Source organism: Bradyrhizobium sp. SZCCT0231 (assembly GCF_018130245.1).
Classification (GTDB): domain Bacteria; phylum Pseudomonadota; class Alphaproteobacteria; order Rhizobiales; family Xanthobacteraceae; genus Bradyrhizobium; species Bradyrhizobium japonicum_F.
Genome location: NZ_JAFCKP010000002.1, coordinates 471,000 through 485,970, shown reverse-complemented (window position 1 = coordinate 485,970; position 14,971 = coordinate 471,000). Strand labels below are relative to the sequence as shown.

The following is a 14,971-nucleotide window of genomic DNA, read 5'->3' as shown; positions in this document are numbered from 1 at the left end:
GGCTCACCATGCTGTTTCCAACCACGATCGCCGGCTCTCTGCCGAAACCGGAATGGCTGGCCGAGCCCAACGTGCTCTGGGCGCCCTGGAAATCAGAGGGTGACGAGCTTCTCCGGGCCAAGCGCGATGCGACCTTGATCTGGCTGAAGATCCAGGAGGACGCCGGCATCGACATCGTCACCGAGGGCGAGCAGGCCCGGCAGCATTTCGTCCACGGCTTCCTGGAGAAGATCGAGGGCATCGATTTCGCCCACAAGGTCGAGATGGGCATCCGCAAGGACCGCTACAAGGCGATGGTGCCGCAGGTGGTCGCCCCGCTCCGCCTCAAGGGCCGCGTCCATGCCTTCGAGGCGCGCGTGGCGCGCACGCATACCAGGAAGCAACTGAAGTTCACCCTGCCCGGCCCGATGACCATCATCGACACGATCGCCGATCGCTACTATGGCGACCGCGTGAAGATGGCCTTTGCCTTCGCCGAGCTGCTCAACGAGGAGGCCAAGGCGTTGCAGGCCGACGGCGTCGATCTCGTGCAGTTCGACGAGCCGGCCTTCAACGTCTACATGGACGAGGTCAACGACTGGGGCATCAAGGCGCTGGAGCGCGCGGCGCAGGGGCTGACCTGCGCCACCGCCGTGCATATCTGCTACGGCTACGGCATCAAGGCCAACACCGACTGGAAGGAAACGCTCGGCACGCAATGGCGACAGTACGAGCAGATCTTCCCGGCGATCGACGCGAGCCCGATCCAGCAGGTCGCGATCGAGTGCCGCAATTCGAAGGTACCGCTCGAGTTGCTGGCGCTGCTCAAGACCAAGATCGTGCAAGCCGGCGTGATCGACGTCGCCAGCGACACGGTGGAGACGGCCGAGGACGTCGTGAAGGTGATCGACGCCGTGTCGAAATTCGTGCCCAAGAGCAACATCATCGCCACCACCAATTGCGGCATGGCGCCGATGCGGCGGGAGATCGCTGAAGCGAAGCTGGCGGCGCTCGGCGCCGGCGCTGCGCTGGCGCGCGAGAAGCTGGGGTGATCGCGACGTCGTCGTCGGCCTCGCTCTAAAGCGCGATGAGATTTGGATGAATCGTCATCGCGCTTTAGGTCTTTGTTTGAGCATGATCTTGTCGGAAAATCGCTTCACACTTTTCCGGATCATGCTCTAGCCCAACGCCGTCGGATGCAGCACAGGCGAATAGCCGGCGCCTAATGCTCGCAATGTCGAGGGTGGCGTCAGCAGCGCCACCTCGCCAAGCCGACGCTCGACGGCGCTATAGCCTGCCGGCGACCACAGCAGCGCCTTTCCCTGCATCACCAGAAAGCTCTCCTCGCCCTGCTGCACCATCGCGCCGTCGGGCAGCTCTGCCAGCGGCATCGGCAGCGGGTGCAACCGCTTGCGGCCGCGGTCGAGACGCTCCCGATGCAGAACGGCATCCATCGTCTTGGCGCTGATGTCGCTCGCGCCATTGCCCGCTTCCCATGCCGCGCGAAATCGCTTGGCGTCGTCGCGGCGGCAGAAGAAGCAGGGCCGATGGCCTGCGGCGAAGGCGGTGGCCTCGTCGAGGAAGAACAACTCGGTCCAGCTCCGCCGTGCCATTACCGGCCGCCGCCAGCCGCGAAATTCGCACAGGCACGTGATCCAGGCCGGCGTCGACCAGCGCTTCTTCAGCAGTGTCTTGGTCGCGGGATCATGGATGATGCCGCGATTGCCGGTGAAGAGGCCGCGATGTGGCGTGGCGATGATCTCGCCTAGCGGGGTGACGCGGTTTTGGAAGGGCAAGGCTGCCTCCACTCGTCATTGCGAGGAGCCCGCGACAAAATTGCGAAGCAATTTTGCGCTGGCGACGAAGCAATCCAGACTGCTTCCGCGGATGCATTTCTGGATTGCTTCGCTTCGCTCGCAATGACGGGGATGGTCACGCCGCCCCGTCACGGAGCGGCGGGTGGTAGGACAGCGCGGTGTCCCAGGGGAAGAAGATCCAGGTGTCCTGCGAGACTTCCGTGATGAAGGTGTCGACCAGCGGGCGTCCCTGCGGCTTGGCATAGACGGTGGCGAAATGCGCGTCCGGCAGCATCTCACGCACCAGCTTGCCGGTCTTGCCGGTGTCGACGAGGTCGTCGACGATCAGCAGTCCCTTGCCGGTGCCGCCGCCCATCTTCATCGCCGCTTCGGAAATGCCTTTGAGGACCTGGAGCTCGCCCTGCTTGTCGTGGTCGTAGCTGGCGATGCAGACCGTGTCGACGATGCGCAGGCCGAGCTCGCGCGCGACGATCGCGGCAGGCACCAGGCCGCCGCGGGTGATCGCGATCACCGCATGGAACGGGCCGACCTCGTTGAGCCGCCAGGTCAGCGCCCGGCAATCCCGGTGGAACTGGTCCCACGAGACCGGAAAGGGCCTGCCGGCCCGCTCCTGCGCACTCGGTTCCGGTGCTTCACCAGCCATCGTCGTCTCCTGCTTCGTCCGCCGGCAAAGTCACTGCTAGCGGTTGATGTTCAATCCCGCCAGCATTTCCTTCACTGCGGCCATCGCCGCCGCCAGCTTCTCCGGATCGCGCGAGCGCACCACCAGATTGGTGTTGGGCTTCTGGTCCTCGTCCATGAAGGGATAGCTGCCGATGATGGTGTCCGGATGGGCGGCGGCGATCGCCCGCAAGGGGCTGCCGATGTCGCCTTCCCTCGCATTGGCGCGGACCGAGTCGGACAGCATGCGCACGCCCGACTTCAGCTTGGGCGCGACGATGTCCATCATCGCCTGCATGATCGAAGGCACGCCGGCCATCACGATGACATTGCCGATCTTGAAGCCGGGAGCGAGGATGGTTGCGCTCTGGATCAGCTCGGCGCCATCGGGGATGCGGGCCATGCGCAGGCGGGCCTCGTTAAGGTCCTGCTCGCTCCAGCGCTCGCGGAAGCGGGCGACGACCTCCGGGTGATGATCGATGCCGACGCCGAACGCCTTGGCGACGGCGTCGGCGGTGATGTCGTCATGGGTCGGGCCGATGCCGCCCGTTGTGAAGACGTAGGCGTAGCGATGGCGCAGCGCGTCCAGGGCGGCGATGATGTCGGCCTCGTCGTCGGAGACGACCCGGACCTCCTTCAGGTCGATGCCGATATTGGTCAGGTATTCGGCGATGAAGCCGATATTCTTGTCCTTGGTCCGGCCGGACAGGATTTCGTCCCCAATGACCAGAATGCCCGCCGTGACGATGTCGCTCATGCCTTAAGTCCCTCACCTGTGCCGCCGACTTTGCCGAGGTAACGCGTTGAAGTCACGCGGTTTTGCTTCTGAAATAAGCAGTCCTCAGCCATTTTTTCAGGCAGGTCGCCGACCGTCCCCGGCAAATGCCCCTTCTCCATGCTTATCGCGCTGGCCCGCCCCTTGCTACCACCTACGGAAGTCATGCACTCTCACGGCGTGGCCACAGGACGTTGCGGTCTTCAGCAAGGCCTAAGCGACCTGACCAATGGTGCAACGCCTGGGGTAGAACAGTCGGGATCTATGGCAGTCGCGTTTGACGAAATGAATATTCCCGGCGGGGACCTTCGCCCCGCCTATCAGGAGCTGGCGCGCTGGCTCAAGGAGACGCCGCCCGAGGCGCTCGAATATCGGCGCCAGGAGGCCGAGCTGCTGTTCCGCCGCATCGGCATCACCTTCGCGGTCTACGGCGAGGCCGAATCCACCGAACGCCTGATCCCCTTCGACGTGATCCCGCGGATCATGTCCGGCAAGGAATGGGCGCGGCTTGAGAAGGGCCTGAAGCAGCGCGTGCGCGCGCTCAACATGTTCCTGCGCGACATCTATCACGGCCGCGACATCCTCCGCGCCGAAATCGTGCCCGACGACCTGATCTTCCAGAACCCGGTGTTCCGGCCCGAGATGAACGGCCAGCAGGTGCCGCACGACGTCTACGTGCACATTGCCGGCATCGACATCGTCCGGGTCGACGCCGAGGACTTCATCGTGCTGGAGGACAATGCCCGCACGCCGTCGGGCGTGTCCTACATGCTGGAAAACCGCGAGATCATGATGCGGCTGTTTCCGGATCTGTTCGCCCGCCACAAGGTGACGCCGGTCGAACGCTATCCGGACGAGCTGCTCGCGGCGCTGCGCTCGGTCGCGCCGCAAAGCGCATCCGGCGAGCCGACCGTCGCCCTGCTCACGCCCGGCGTCTACAACTCCGCCTATTACGAGCACTCGTTCCTGGCCGACAAGCTCGGTATCGAGCTGGTCGAAGGCCGCGACCTCGTCGTCAAGAACAACGAAGTGTTCATGCGGACGACGGAAGGGCTGAAGCGGGTCGACGTGATCTATCGCCGTGTCGACGACGATTTCCTCGATCCGCTCACCTTCCGCCCCGACTCCGTGCTTGGCGTGCCGGGCCTGATGTCGGCCTACGCCGCCGGCAACATCACGCTCGCCAACGCCGTCGGCACCGGCATCGCCGACGACAAGGCGATCTACTCCTACATGCCTGATATCGTGAAATTCTATCTCGGCGAGGAGCCGATCCTGAAGAACGTGCCGACCTGGCGCTGCCGCGAGCCCAAGGACCTCGCCTATGTGCTGGACAATCTGAGCGAGCTCGTCGTCAAGGAAGTGCATGGCTCCGGCGGCTACGGGATGCTGATCGGACCCGCTGCGACCAAAGCGACGATCGAAGCATTCCGCGACAAGCTCAAGCGCGAGCCGGAAGGCTTCATCGCGCAGCCGACGCTGGCGCTCTCGACCTGCCCGACCTGCACCGCATCCGGTCTCGCCCCGCGCCATGTCGATCTTCGCCCCTTCGTGCTCACGGGCAGCAAGAGCACCACCATCGTGCCCGGCGGGCTCACCCGCGTCGCGCTCAAGGAAGGCTCCCTGGTGGTGAACTCGAGCCAGGGCGGCGGCACCAAAGACACCTGGATTTTGGACGAGTAGAGAGATGCTGTCGCGTACCGCCGAAAACCTCTACTGGCTCGCCCGCTATGTCGAACGGGCCGAATATCTCGCGCGCACCATCGATGCGACGCTGCGCGTCACCGCGCTTCCCGCCGCCTATATCGGCAAGACCAACGAATGGGATTCGGCGCTGCTCACCGCCGGCGTCGCCGCCAGCTTCTATCAGGCCTATGAGGAAGCCAACGAGCACAACGTCGTCGAGTATCTCTCGTTCTCGCCGAACAATCCCTCCTCGATCCGGAATTGCATCGAGGCGGCGCGGCTGAACTCGCGCTCGGTGCGCACCGCATTGACCAGCGAAATGTGGGACACCATCAACTCGGCCTGGATCGAGCTTCAGGCGGTCTGGAGCAAAGGCACCTCGACGCGCGAGGACCTCGCCAAATTCCTCCGCTTCGTGCAGGAGACCTCGCTCCGCTTCGACGGCTCGGCCTACCGGACCATGCTGCGCAACGACGCCTATTGGTTCTCGCGGATGGGTGTGCACCTGGAACGCGCCGACAACACCGCGCGCATTCTCGACGTGAAATATCATGTGCTGTTGCCCGAGGAGGAGCATGTCGGCGGTCCGCTCGATTTCTATCAGTGGAGCTCGATCCTACGCTCGGTCTCGGCGCTGACCGCCTATCACTGGGTCTATCGCGAGACGCTGAAACCGTGGCTGATCGCGGATCTCCTGATCCTCAACGACACGCTGCCGCGCTCGCTCGCCAGCTGCTACGGCAACCTCGTGCGCAACCTCGACCAGATCGGCGTCGCCTATGGCCGCCAGGGCCCGGCCCAGCGCCACGCCCGCGGCATCCGCAACCGGCTGGAACACAGCAACATGAACGACATTTTCCAGCATGGCGTGCATGAATTCATTCAGGAATTCATCACGGACAATTCCAGGCTGGGCGAAATCATCACGAAGCAGTATTTGATCTGACCCGCGCCGTCGTTCCGGGATGGTCCGAAGGACCAGACCCGGAACATCGAGATTCCGGGCTCGGTCCTACGGACCGCCCCGGAATGACGACGCCAGAACAACGGTCCACCATGCGCCTGCGAATCCTGCACACCACGACCTATCGCTACGAGCCGCCGGCCACCAGCGTGATCCAGATCCTGCGCATGACGCCGGGCAGCCATGACGGGCAGTACGTCGCGGAATGGCAGATCGACGTCTCCACCGATACCAAGCTCGACATGCATGAGGACGCGTTCGGCAACGTCACCCACGTGCTGTCCTGCGGACCCGTCGGCGACATCCAGATCATCGCCGAGGGGCTGATCGAGACCCACGATACCGGCGGCGTGCTGCGCGGCACCGACGAGCGCTTCCCGGCCGGCATGTTCCTGCGCTCCACCGACCTCACCTCCGTCAATCCGGCGATGACGGCGGTTGCGCGCCAGTTGCGGAGCGAGGCCGAGAGCGACACGTTGGGCTTCCTGCACACGCTGATGACGCAGATTGCCGATCACATGACGTTCGACGAGGACCCCACCAACAGTGGCACGTCCGCGGCGGAGGCATTCGCGCTCAAGCGCGGGGTCTGCCAGGACTACGCGCACATCTTCATCGCCTGCGCCCGCGCCGGCGGCGTGCCGGCGCGCTTCGTCTCCGGACATTTCCTGCGTGCAGACGACACGGTGCATCAGGACGCCGGCCACGCCTGGGCGGAGGCTTACGTGCCCGATCTCGGCTGGGTCGGCTTCGATCCCGCCAACAGCATCTGCGCCACCGACGCCCATGTCCGCGTTGCGATCGGGCTCGATTATCTCGGCGCGGCCCCGGTGCGTGGCACGCGCTATGGCGGCGGCACGGAAACGCTGGCGGTGGCCGTGAAGGTCGAGCAGGCCGGCCGCGGCGGGCAGTCGCAATCGCAATCCCAGCGGCAGAGCTAGGCGCTGCCGGCCGAACGCCGTGCTACAATTGCGGGATCAGATCGGACCCGCGAGGTAGCCCATGGCGACTGTGAAACTGCTTTCGGATGATGAGCTCTCCAGCGAGGCGCGCGCCGTTTTCGACGATATCCGCAAGGTGCGGAAATCGGATTTCGTCAACAATTTCTGGCGCGCCCTGGCGCATGATCCGAAGACGCTGCGGCGGACCTGGGAGAGCATCAAGGAGGTGATGGCTCCGGGTGCGCTCGATCCCAAGACCAAGGAAATGCTCTATGTCGCGGTTTCGATCGCGCATGGCTGCAGCTATTGCATCCATTCGCACACGGCCGCGGCACGGGCCAAGGGCATGACCGAGACCGAATATGGCGAGCTGCTCGCCATCGTCGGCATGGCCGCCGAGACGAACCGGCTGGTCACGGCGCTCGGCGTGCCGGTCGATGAGGCGTTTCTGGTCGATGCGGCGGACTGAGCGGCAAGTCTGACTGTCATTCCGGGGCGCGCGCAGCGCGAGCCCGGAATCGATCAGGCGGCAAGGTTAGTGGATGCATGGATTCCGGGTTCGCGCTGGCGCGCGCCCCGGAATGACGGCCGGAATCAGGGGGTTGGAGCGGCTCCTGAAATTGGCTAGTAATTCCGCGCAAATGCGTTCGGGGACTGGAAATGACCTATTGCTGCGGAATCCTGGTTCGGGACGGTCTGGTGATGATCGCGGACACTCGCACCAATGCCGGCCTCGACAACGTCTCGACCTTCCGCAAGCTGCACATCTTCTCCAAGCCCGGCGACCGCATCATGGCAATCGCCAGCGCCGGCAACCTCGCGATCAGCCAGTCGGTGCTCTCCACCCTGACCGAAGGCCTCGAAGACCCCAATACGGGCGAGATCGAGACGCTGATGAACGCGCCGACCATGTTCCAGGCCGCCCAGCGCATCGGCCGGGCGATCCGGGCGGTGCATGCCACCGAAGGGCCGGCGCTGAAATCGGAGGACGTGTCCTTCGACGTCTCCTTCCTGTTCGGCGGCCAGATCAAGGGCGCGCGCATGCGTCTGTTCATGGTCTACACCGCCGGCAATTTCATCGAGTGCACCACCGACACGCCCTACCTGCAGATCGGCGAGCACAAATACGGCAAGCCGGTGCTCGACCGCGCCATGCATTACGACGTCGAACTCTACGAGGCGCTGAAGACCGGCCTGATCTCGATGGACTCGACGATGCGATCCAATCTCGGCGTCGGCCTGCCGATCGACGTGCTGGTGGTGCGCAACGAGGCCTGCGAAGCCGATCTCAACCACCGCATCGAGGCGGGCGAGCCCTATTTCCACGATTTGCGCTCGCGCTGGTCGGCGGCCTTGCGCGCCGCCCACCAGAACATTCCGCGCCCGCCCTACAAGAACGAAAAAGAACCCAAAACCTGACAGCTCAAGAGAAAAGGCAGGAAACGATGAGTGAAGCGAAAAAGATCGCAGTGGTGACGGGCGCCGGCACCGGTGTCGGGCGCGCGGCGTCGCTGGCGCTGATGAACGCCGGCTTCACCGTGGTGCTCACCGGCCGCCGGCTCGACATGCTCGAGGAGACGGCGAAGCTCGGTCCCGCGGGAAAAAGCCTCTGCGTCACCGCCGACATGACCAAACCGGAGTCCATCGCCGCGCTGTTTGCCAAGGTGAAGGAGACCTATGGCCGCCTCGACGTGCTCTTCAACAATGCCGGCATGGGCGCGCCGGCCGTGAACTTCGAGGACCTCAGCCTCGAGCAGTGGCAGGCGGTGGTGAACACCAATCTCACCGGCCCGTTCCTGTGCACTCAGCACGCCTTCCGCATCATGAAGGAGCAGACCCCGCGCGGCGGCCGCATCATCAACAACGGCTCGATCTCGGCACATGCGCCGCGGCCGTTCTCGGCCGCCTATACCTCGACCAAGCACGCCATCACGGGCCTGACCAAGGCCAGCAATCTCGACGGCCGCATGTACGACATCGCAGTCGGCCAGGTCGACATCGGCAATGCGGCGACCCCGATGACCGACCGCATGGTCAACGGCCCCGGCGTGCTGCAGCCCGACGGCACCACCAAGCACGAGCCGCGCATGGATGCGAAAGCGGTCGGCGATGCCGTGGCCTACATGGCCAGCCTGCCGCTCGACGCCAACGTGCTGACCATGACGGTGATGGCGACCAAGATGCCGTTCGTGGGGCGGGGATAGTCACCGCTCTCGTGCCCCGGACGCAGCGCGGCATGCAATGACGCGCTGCTGAGCCGGGGCCCATGCCTCTGCGATCTCGTGCTTGGCCTTCTGGGTCCGGGCTCTGCGCCGCAACGCTGATGCGTTGCGGCTTGTCCGGGACAAGAGGCTTCCCCTACTCCAGGCTCTCCACCTTCCGCAGGCTCGGGAACAGCTTCATCCAGAGCAGCGCCACTGCGACGGTGGCGACGCCGCCGAGCACGGCGGCCGGCATGGCGCCGAGCAGCGCCGCCGCCACCCCGCTCTCGAACTGGCCGAGCTGGTTCGAGGCGTTGATGAAGAGGAAGTTGACTGCGCCGACCCGGCCGCGCATCTCGTCGGGAGTGGACAGCTGCACCAGCGAGAAGCGGATCACGACGCTGATCGTATCGGCCGCACCGAGCACGGCGAGCGACAGCACCGACAGCCACATCCACGGCGACAGCGCGAACACGATGGTGGCGAGGCCGAACACGATCACGGCCTGGAACATGCGCAGGCCCACATGCCGGGAGATGGCGTGGCGCGCCAGCACCATGGTCATCAGGAGCGCACCGACCGCCGGCGCGGCACGGAGCACGCCGAGCCCGACCGGACCGGTCTGGAGGATGTCGCGGGCATAGATCGGCAACAGCGCAGTGACGCCGCCGAACAGCACCGCGAACAGATCGAGCGAGATGGTGCCGAGGATTGCCGGATTTCTGCGAATGAAGCGGACGCCGGCGAAGACGTTGTCCGAGCCCGTCCCCTCCTTCGCGATCGCCTGCGGGCGCGGCCGGATGAAGCCGGTCAGGATCATCCCGAAGATCCAGAACAGCACCATGACGGCATAGGCGAGATGCGGGGCGACCGCATAGGCGAAGCCGCCGAGCGCCGGCCCCGTGATGGTTGCGACCTGCGCCGCGCCGCTGGAGACGGCGGTGGCGCGCTGGAGCGAGCCCTGGGGCGCGATCAGCGGCAGCAGCGCCGCCGTGGTCGGGCTCTCGAACGCGCCGGCAATGCCGAGCAGGAAGGTCGCGATGAAGATCTGCACTTCGCTGACTGCGCCGACATAAGTGATGGTTGCCAGATAGAGCGCGGTCGCGGCCTCCACGAGCTGGCAGAGCTGGACCACGCGCTTGCGCTCGAAGCGGTCGGCGGCGTGGCCGGCGACGAACACCAGAAGCGCGGTGGGCAGGAACTGGACGAGGCCGACCATGCCGAGGTCGAACGCCGAGCCGGTGAGATCGTAGATCTGCCAGCCGATCGCGACCGCCGCGATCTGGCTGGAAAAGCGCGACAGGCTGCGCGAGAGCAGGAAGAACAGGAAGGCGCGGTGGCCGAGCAGCGCGCCGGCGCTGACCGGCGGATTTTCGGATATTGGCTGCTCTGGCATCGCCTCTTCGGTCACCTCGGACTGTCCGGCCCTGATCTTGATGGGCCTCCGGGTGGCTGAGGCTTACCCGCTTGTCAACAACGAGCCGCTTCCGTGGCCGGTCGGCATTGCCTTTGCAATGCATACGCGGCCATAATCATTGAAGGTTTGGGGACATCATGCTTCGGCTGCAATCGGCACTCGGCATTTTCGCATTGCTGCTGATCGCCTTCGCGCTGGCGGAGAATCGCCGCGCGGTGTCGCTGCGCCAGGCGGCGATCGGCCTCGCCGCGACCTTCGTCACCGCGGTCGTGCTGCTGAAGCTGCCGGTCGTCGCCCATGCCTTCGGAACCATCAACGACGCGGTCGGCGCGATCTCGGCGGCCTCCCGCGCCGGCTCCGCCTTCGTGTTCGGCTATATCGGCGGCGGCCCCCTGCCCTTCGACCTGAAGGTGCCCGGTGCGGACTTCATCCTGGCGTTCCAGGCATTGCCGATCGTGCTGGTCATGAGCGTGCTGACGACGCTGCTGTTCTATTGGCACGTGCTGCCACCGATCGTGCGCGGCATGGCCTGGCTGCTGGAGCGCACGCTCGGCGTCGGCGGCGCCGTCGGGCTCTCGACGGCCGCCAACATTTTCCTCGGCATGGTCGAGGCGCCGCTGTTCGTGCGGCCGTATCTGGCTCAGATGACACGCAGCGAATTGTTCCTGGTGATGACCGGCGGCATGGCCGGCATCGCCGGCACGGTGCTGGTGCTCTACGCGACGTTGCTGGCCCCGCTCATCCCCGACGCGGCCGCGCATTTCGTGATCGCCTCCGTGCTGGGCGCGCCGGCCGCGATCCTCGTCAGCCTGATCATGGTGCCGGAGATCTCCGACAAGCGCACCGGCGGCGCGCTGGAGGACCCGGAGATGAACGTGTCCGGCACGATGGACGCCATCGTCAAGGGCACCACCGCCGGCCTCGAACTGTTGCTCAATATCGTCGCCATGCTCCTGGTGCTGGTGGCGCTAGTCTATCTCGTCAATGCCATCCTCGGCCTCTTGCCAAACATCGGCGGCGCCGCGATCTCGCTGCAGCGCCTGCTTGGCCTCGTCATGGCACCAATATGCTGGTTGATGGGGCTGCCATGGGATCAGGCAATCACCGCCGGCAGCCTGATGGGCACCAAGACCGTGCTCAATGAACTGATCGCCTATGTCGACTTCTCGAAGCTGCCACCCGACGCGCTCGATCCGCGCTCGCGCCTGATCATGCTCTACGCGATGTGCGGCTTCGCCAATTTCGCCAGCCTCGGCATCATGATCGGCGGCCTGGGCGTGATGGCACCGGAGCGGCGCGAGGAGATCAACGCGCTGGGGCTGAAGTCGATCGTGTCGGGGACGCTGACCACGTGTCTGATGGGGGCGGTGGTGGGGGTGCTGACATAGGCCTTTTCTAAGCGAGAGTTTCCGCCACGACGCGAAATGCCATGACGGCGCGATCAATATCCGCATCGTCGATATGACGGTGGGTCACACAGCGCAATCGCTGCTTGCCCCAAGGTCTCGCCTTCACGCCCGCCTTCTCCAGAGCCGCAGACCAAACGGCGCCGTCACGCCCGGAGAGAGAGACATCGACCTGCACGATATTCGTCTGCGGGATCGTCGCACTGACCTCCGGATGCATCTTGTTCAACGCATCACTCAGGGCTCGCGCTCGCCGGTGATCCTCCGCCAGACGCTGACCCATGACCTGAACGGCCTCCAGGCCGGCTGCAGCCAGGACGCCGATCTGGCGCTGCGAGCCTCCCAACATGCGGCGAAACCTGCGGCTCCTGTCGATCACGGCGCGCGGCCCGGCGAGCACGGCGCCGGCCGGCGCACTGAGGCCCTTCGACAGACACAGGGCGACCGTGTCGCAATGCCTCGCGACCTGATCCGGCGCCATGCCAAGTGCCGTTGCGGCGTTGAAGATCCTCGCTCCGTCGAGATGCACCGGGACGCCGCGGGATGAGGCCATGGCGTGTACGGCCTGCATGTGCTCCAGCGGCAGCACGGCGCCGCTCGCATTGTTGTGCGAGGTTTCCATCGCGACAAGGGCGGTCTTGAGCTTGAGCCCCTCGCCCTGCAGGGCGTCCTCAAGCAAATTCAGGTCCATCGCGCCGGCGGTCCCGGCGACAGGAAGGTGGAACAGCCCCGTAAACGTCGCCGCGCCTCGTTCAGACACGTACATATGAGCAGCCGATTCCAGCACGACCTGTTCGCTGCGCTCCGACTGCGCGAGCGTCGCCAGGAGATTGGCCATGGTGCAGCTCGGCACGAACAGGCCGGCCTCCTTGCCCAAGGCCGCAGCCGCAACGGCCTCCAACTCCCGCGCCGTGGGGTCGCCGTCCAGCCCGTCATCGCCCAGCGGCGCCGAGGCCATGCGGGCGTACATCGCCTCGGTCGGCTTGGTGACCGTATCGCTGCGCAGGTCGATGGGCGGCAACTCAACGGCCGCCGAGTTCGTTTCGTTTTGATGTGCCATGACGGACTTCCTAGAGCGCTTTCGCATTATTCGTAGACCGCTGGGTCGCCGGAATCGGTGGGGTTCGCCAGCGCCCGCTTGAGGGCCGCGCTCATCGGAAATTTCAGGTTGAGGCCATGCGGCGGGATCGGTGAATTGAAATATTTGTCGTAGAGCGCCGCAATCCGTCCGTTCTTCATCAGATCGATCACGGCCTCGTCGACGACCTTCTTGAAAGCAGGATCATCCTTGGGTTCGACGATGCCGTAAGGCGCCAGCTCGAGACTCTTGCTGCCGATCAGGAAGTCATCCGGAGTCCTGGACGAGGCGACCGTGGCATAGGCAAGACCGTCATCGTTGGCGGTGCCGGCCGCCCGGCCCGACGACAGCATCAGGAAGGTCTCGGCCGTGTCCTTGGCCGGCACGACGGTGATGCCGAGATTGTTCTTGGCGTTGATCAGCGTAATCACCTTGAAAGTCTGGCCACCGGCCTGGGCGGCGATGGCCTTGCCGCGAAACGAAGCCGGGTCGTTGACGTCGACCCCGCCATCCTTGCGCGCGACGAGGACGACCTGCGCAACGAAGATGGTGGGAGAAAAGGCGACGAGTTTGTGCCGCTCGAGATTATTGGTGGTGTTGCCGCATTCGAGATCGATCGTCCCATTGGCGAGCAGCTGAAGACGCGTCGCCGAGGTTATGGGCGTGTAGCGTGTCTCGAGCTTGGGGAGCTTGAGGGCCGTCTTGATCGCCTGCACCACATGTTCGCAGATTTCCACGGTGTAGCCGATCGGCTTCTGGTTGTCGTCGAGATAGGCGAAGGGCACCGAGGTCTCGGGATACCCCAATGAAATCGAACCGCTCTCGCGGATCTTGTCCAGCCTGCTCGCACCCTGCGCCATGGCCGGGTTCGAAAGAAGACATACAGCGGCTGTCGCCGTGGCCAGTGCCTTGATGATCGTCGCTTTCATGTCGTCCCCCTCTCGTCGCAATTGCCCGCCCGCGGCGTGAGCCACGGGAGAGCTCCCCGCGAACGGCTTCATGCTCTGGACTATCGTCCAAAAGCTCGATCTGATGGAAATTCCAGTTTCACACTCTCCTATACGGATTTGATATGGCCGCCAGACGCATGGGCCTGAAGCACGTGGAGGCCTTTCGCGCCGTGTTCCAGACGGGATCGATGACGCAGGCTGCCCAGCGTATGCACACCTCGCAGCCCCAGATCAGCCGCCTGATCGGACAGTTGGAAGCGATCACGCAACTCCCGCTGTTCGACCGCAGTGGCGGCCGCCTCCGCCCGACCGTGGACGGATCGCGCTTCTTCCAGGAGGTCGAGAAGACTTTCATCGGCCTGGCTGGCCTCGAGGCCAGCGCAGCCAGCATCCGTTCATTCGGCATGGGGCGGCTCAGCGTTGCGGCGATGCCGCGCCTGGCCGGCGGTCTGCTGACGCACATCGCGGCGCGCTTCAAGATCGACTATCCGCACGTGATGATCTCGATCCGATCCGGCACGGCGAGCGCCGTGCACGATTGGGTCAGCTCCGGGCTTTGCGATACGGGGCTCGCCATGCTCTACGGCGAGGTTGCGGGAGTGAATGTCGAGCCTGTGCTCAAGACGAAATGCGTCGCAATCATGCCGAAGGGGCATCGTCTTGCGCAAAAGAAAACGCTGCGTCCCGCCGATTTTTCCGATGAGGCGTTCATCTCCTTCGCCACGGGGAGTCCGCTCCACGATCGCATCGATACGATCTTCGCGCAGGCGGGCGTCACGCGCCGCATTGTTGCGGAGACGGATCTCGGCGCATCGGTCTGTGCTCTGGTCGCGGCCGGTCTCGGCATCAGCATCATCAACCCGGTTGCCGCGTACGACGAAAGCGCGGGCGCGGCACTGATCACACGCCCCTTCAGCCCCGCCGTCCCCGTGACGATCGCACTGCTCTACCCGCCTTATGCCGCGCGCAGCCGCCTGATCGATGCCTTCAGCGAATATGCTCGCAAGATCATGAGTGAGGAACTGGGCTATCTTGGGCGATAGTTGGTCTGCGTCATCCGGGCGAAGGCGACAAGTCGTCGCAAGGGCTCCTCGCAA

At 64.8% G+C, this 14,971-nt stretch carries 15 protein-coding genes; 9 read left to right on the top strand and 6 right to left on the bottom strand.

From position 1 onward, the window contains the following. Nucleotides 1–8: 8 nt before the first annotated feature. Nucleotides 9–1,031 (top strand): methionine synthase, encoded by a 1,023-nt coding sequence (locus tag JQ566_RS09705; protein WP_212372006.1) that lies wholly within the window; start codon nt 9–11, stop codon nt 1,029–1,031. Nucleotides 1,032–1,157: 126 nt separating this feature from the next. On the opposite strand, the gene JQ566_RS09700 is transcribed toward JQ566_RS09705, so the two are convergent. The 3 genes from JQ566_RS09700 to JQ566_RS09690 all read right to left on the bottom strand — a co-directional run bounded on the left by JQ566_RS09700 (nt 1,158) and on the right by JQ566_RS09690 (nt 3,213). Further along, nucleotides 1,158–1,775 (bottom strand): hypothetical protein, encoded by a 618-nt coding sequence (locus JQ566_RS09700; protein ID WP_212372005.1) that lies wholly within the window; start codon nt 1,773–1,775, stop codon nt 1,158–1,160. A 136-nt stretch (nt 1,776–1,911) separates the two neighbouring features. Then, nucleotides 1,912–2,439, bottom strand: a complete 528-nt coding sequence (gene gpt / locus JQ566_RS09695; RefSeq protein ID WP_212372004.1) for a xanthine phosphoribosyltransferase — start codon at nt 2,437–2,439, stop codon at nt 1,912–1,914. A 36-nt stretch (nt 2,440–2,475) separates the two neighbouring features. Then, a complete protein-coding gene (locus JQ566_RS09690) occupies nt 2,476–3,213 on the bottom strand; it encodes a competence/damage-inducible protein A (protein ID WP_212372003.1) in 738 nt (245 codons plus the stop codon). A gap of 282 nt (nt 3,214–3,495) precedes the next feature. Here JQ566_RS09690 and JQ566_RS09685 point away from each other — a divergent pair, with 282 nt between their 5' ends. The 6 genes from JQ566_RS09685 (at nt 3,496) to JQ566_RS09660 (ending at nt 9,026) form a co-directional block, all read left to right on the top strand. After that, complete coding sequence (locus tag JQ566_RS09685) at nt 3,496–4,914, top strand: circularly permuted type 2 ATP-grasp protein (RefSeq protein WP_212372002.1); 1,419 nt, start codon at nt 3,496–3,498, stop codon at nt 4,912–4,914. Nucleotides 4,915–4,918: 4 nt separating this feature from the next. Then, nucleotides 4,919–5,863 carry an alpha-E domain-containing protein gene (locus JQ566_RS09680; protein ID WP_027575996.1) on the top strand — a complete coding sequence of 315 codons (945 nt, stop codon included), beginning with the start codon at nt 4,919–4,921 and terminating at the stop codon, nt 5,861–5,863. A 110-nt stretch (nt 5,864–5,973) separates the two neighbouring features. Continuing rightward, nucleotides 5,974–6,822, top strand: a complete 849-nt coding sequence (locus JQ566_RS09675; protein WP_212372138.1) for a transglutaminase family protein — start codon at nt 5,974–5,976, stop codon at nt 6,820–6,822. A gap of 61 nt (nt 6,823–6,883) precedes the next feature. Beyond that, nucleotides 6,884–7,291, top strand: coding sequence for a carboxymuconolactone decarboxylase family protein (locus JQ566_RS09670; protein ID WP_212372001.1), 408 nt, complete (start codon nt 6,884–6,886; stop codon nt 7,289–7,291). Between the two features lie 191 nt (nt 7,292–7,482). Continuing rightward, nucleotides 7,483–8,241: a proteasome-type protease gene (locus JQ566_RS09665; RefSeq protein WP_212372000.1), complete on the top strand. Its 759-nt coding sequence runs from the start codon at nt 7,483–7,485 to the stop codon at nt 8,239–8,241. 26 nt (nt 8,242–8,267) lie between these two features. Beyond that, nucleotides 8,268–9,026 carry an SDR family oxidoreductase gene (locus JQ566_RS09660; RefSeq protein WP_212371999.1) on the top strand — a complete coding sequence of 253 codons (759 nt, stop codon included), beginning with the start codon at nt 8,268–8,270 and terminating at the stop codon, nt 9,024–9,026. A gap of 154 nt (nt 9,027–9,180) precedes the next feature. Here the strand turns inward: JQ566_RS09660 and JQ566_RS09655 are convergent, their stop codons facing one another. After that, the gene (locus JQ566_RS09655) at nt 9,181–10,419 is read right to left on the bottom strand and encodes an MFS transporter (protein ID WP_212371998.1); all 1,239 of its coding nucleotides are present in this window, start codon (nt 10,417–10,419) and stop codon (nt 9,181–9,183) included. Nucleotides 10,420–10,577: 158 nt separating this feature from the next. Here JQ566_RS09655 and JQ566_RS09650 point away from each other — a divergent pair, with 158 nt between their 5' ends. Further along, complete coding sequence (locus JQ566_RS09650; RefSeq protein ID WP_212371997.1) at nt 10,578–11,828, top strand: NupC/NupG family nucleoside CNT transporter; 1,251 nt, start codon at nt 10,578–10,580, stop codon at nt 11,826–11,828. A 7-nt stretch (nt 11,829–11,835) separates the two neighbouring features. On the opposite strand, the gene JQ566_RS09645 is transcribed toward JQ566_RS09650, so the two are convergent. Together JQ566_RS09645 and JQ566_RS09640 are read right to left on the bottom strand one after the other, a co-directional pair. After that, nucleotides 11,836–12,906 carry a GntG family PLP-dependent aldolase gene (locus JQ566_RS09645; protein ID WP_212371996.1) on the bottom strand — a complete coding sequence of 357 codons (1,071 nt, stop codon included), beginning with the start codon at nt 12,904–12,906 and terminating at the stop codon, nt 11,836–11,838. Nucleotides 12,907–12,932: 26 nt separating this feature from the next. Further along, entirely contained in the window at nt 12,933–13,853 is a 921-nt protein-coding gene (locus JQ566_RS09640; RefSeq protein ID WP_212371995.1) for an amino acid ABC transporter substrate-binding protein, read from the bottom strand. Between the two features lie 143 nt (nt 13,854–13,996). On the opposite strand from JQ566_RS09640, the gene JQ566_RS09635 reads away from it, so the two are divergent. Further along, complete coding sequence (locus JQ566_RS09635) at nt 13,997–14,917, top strand: LysR substrate-binding domain-containing protein (RefSeq protein WP_212371994.1); 921 nt, start codon at nt 13,997–13,999, stop codon at nt 14,915–14,917. Nucleotides 14,918–14,971: the final 54 nt, after the last annotated feature.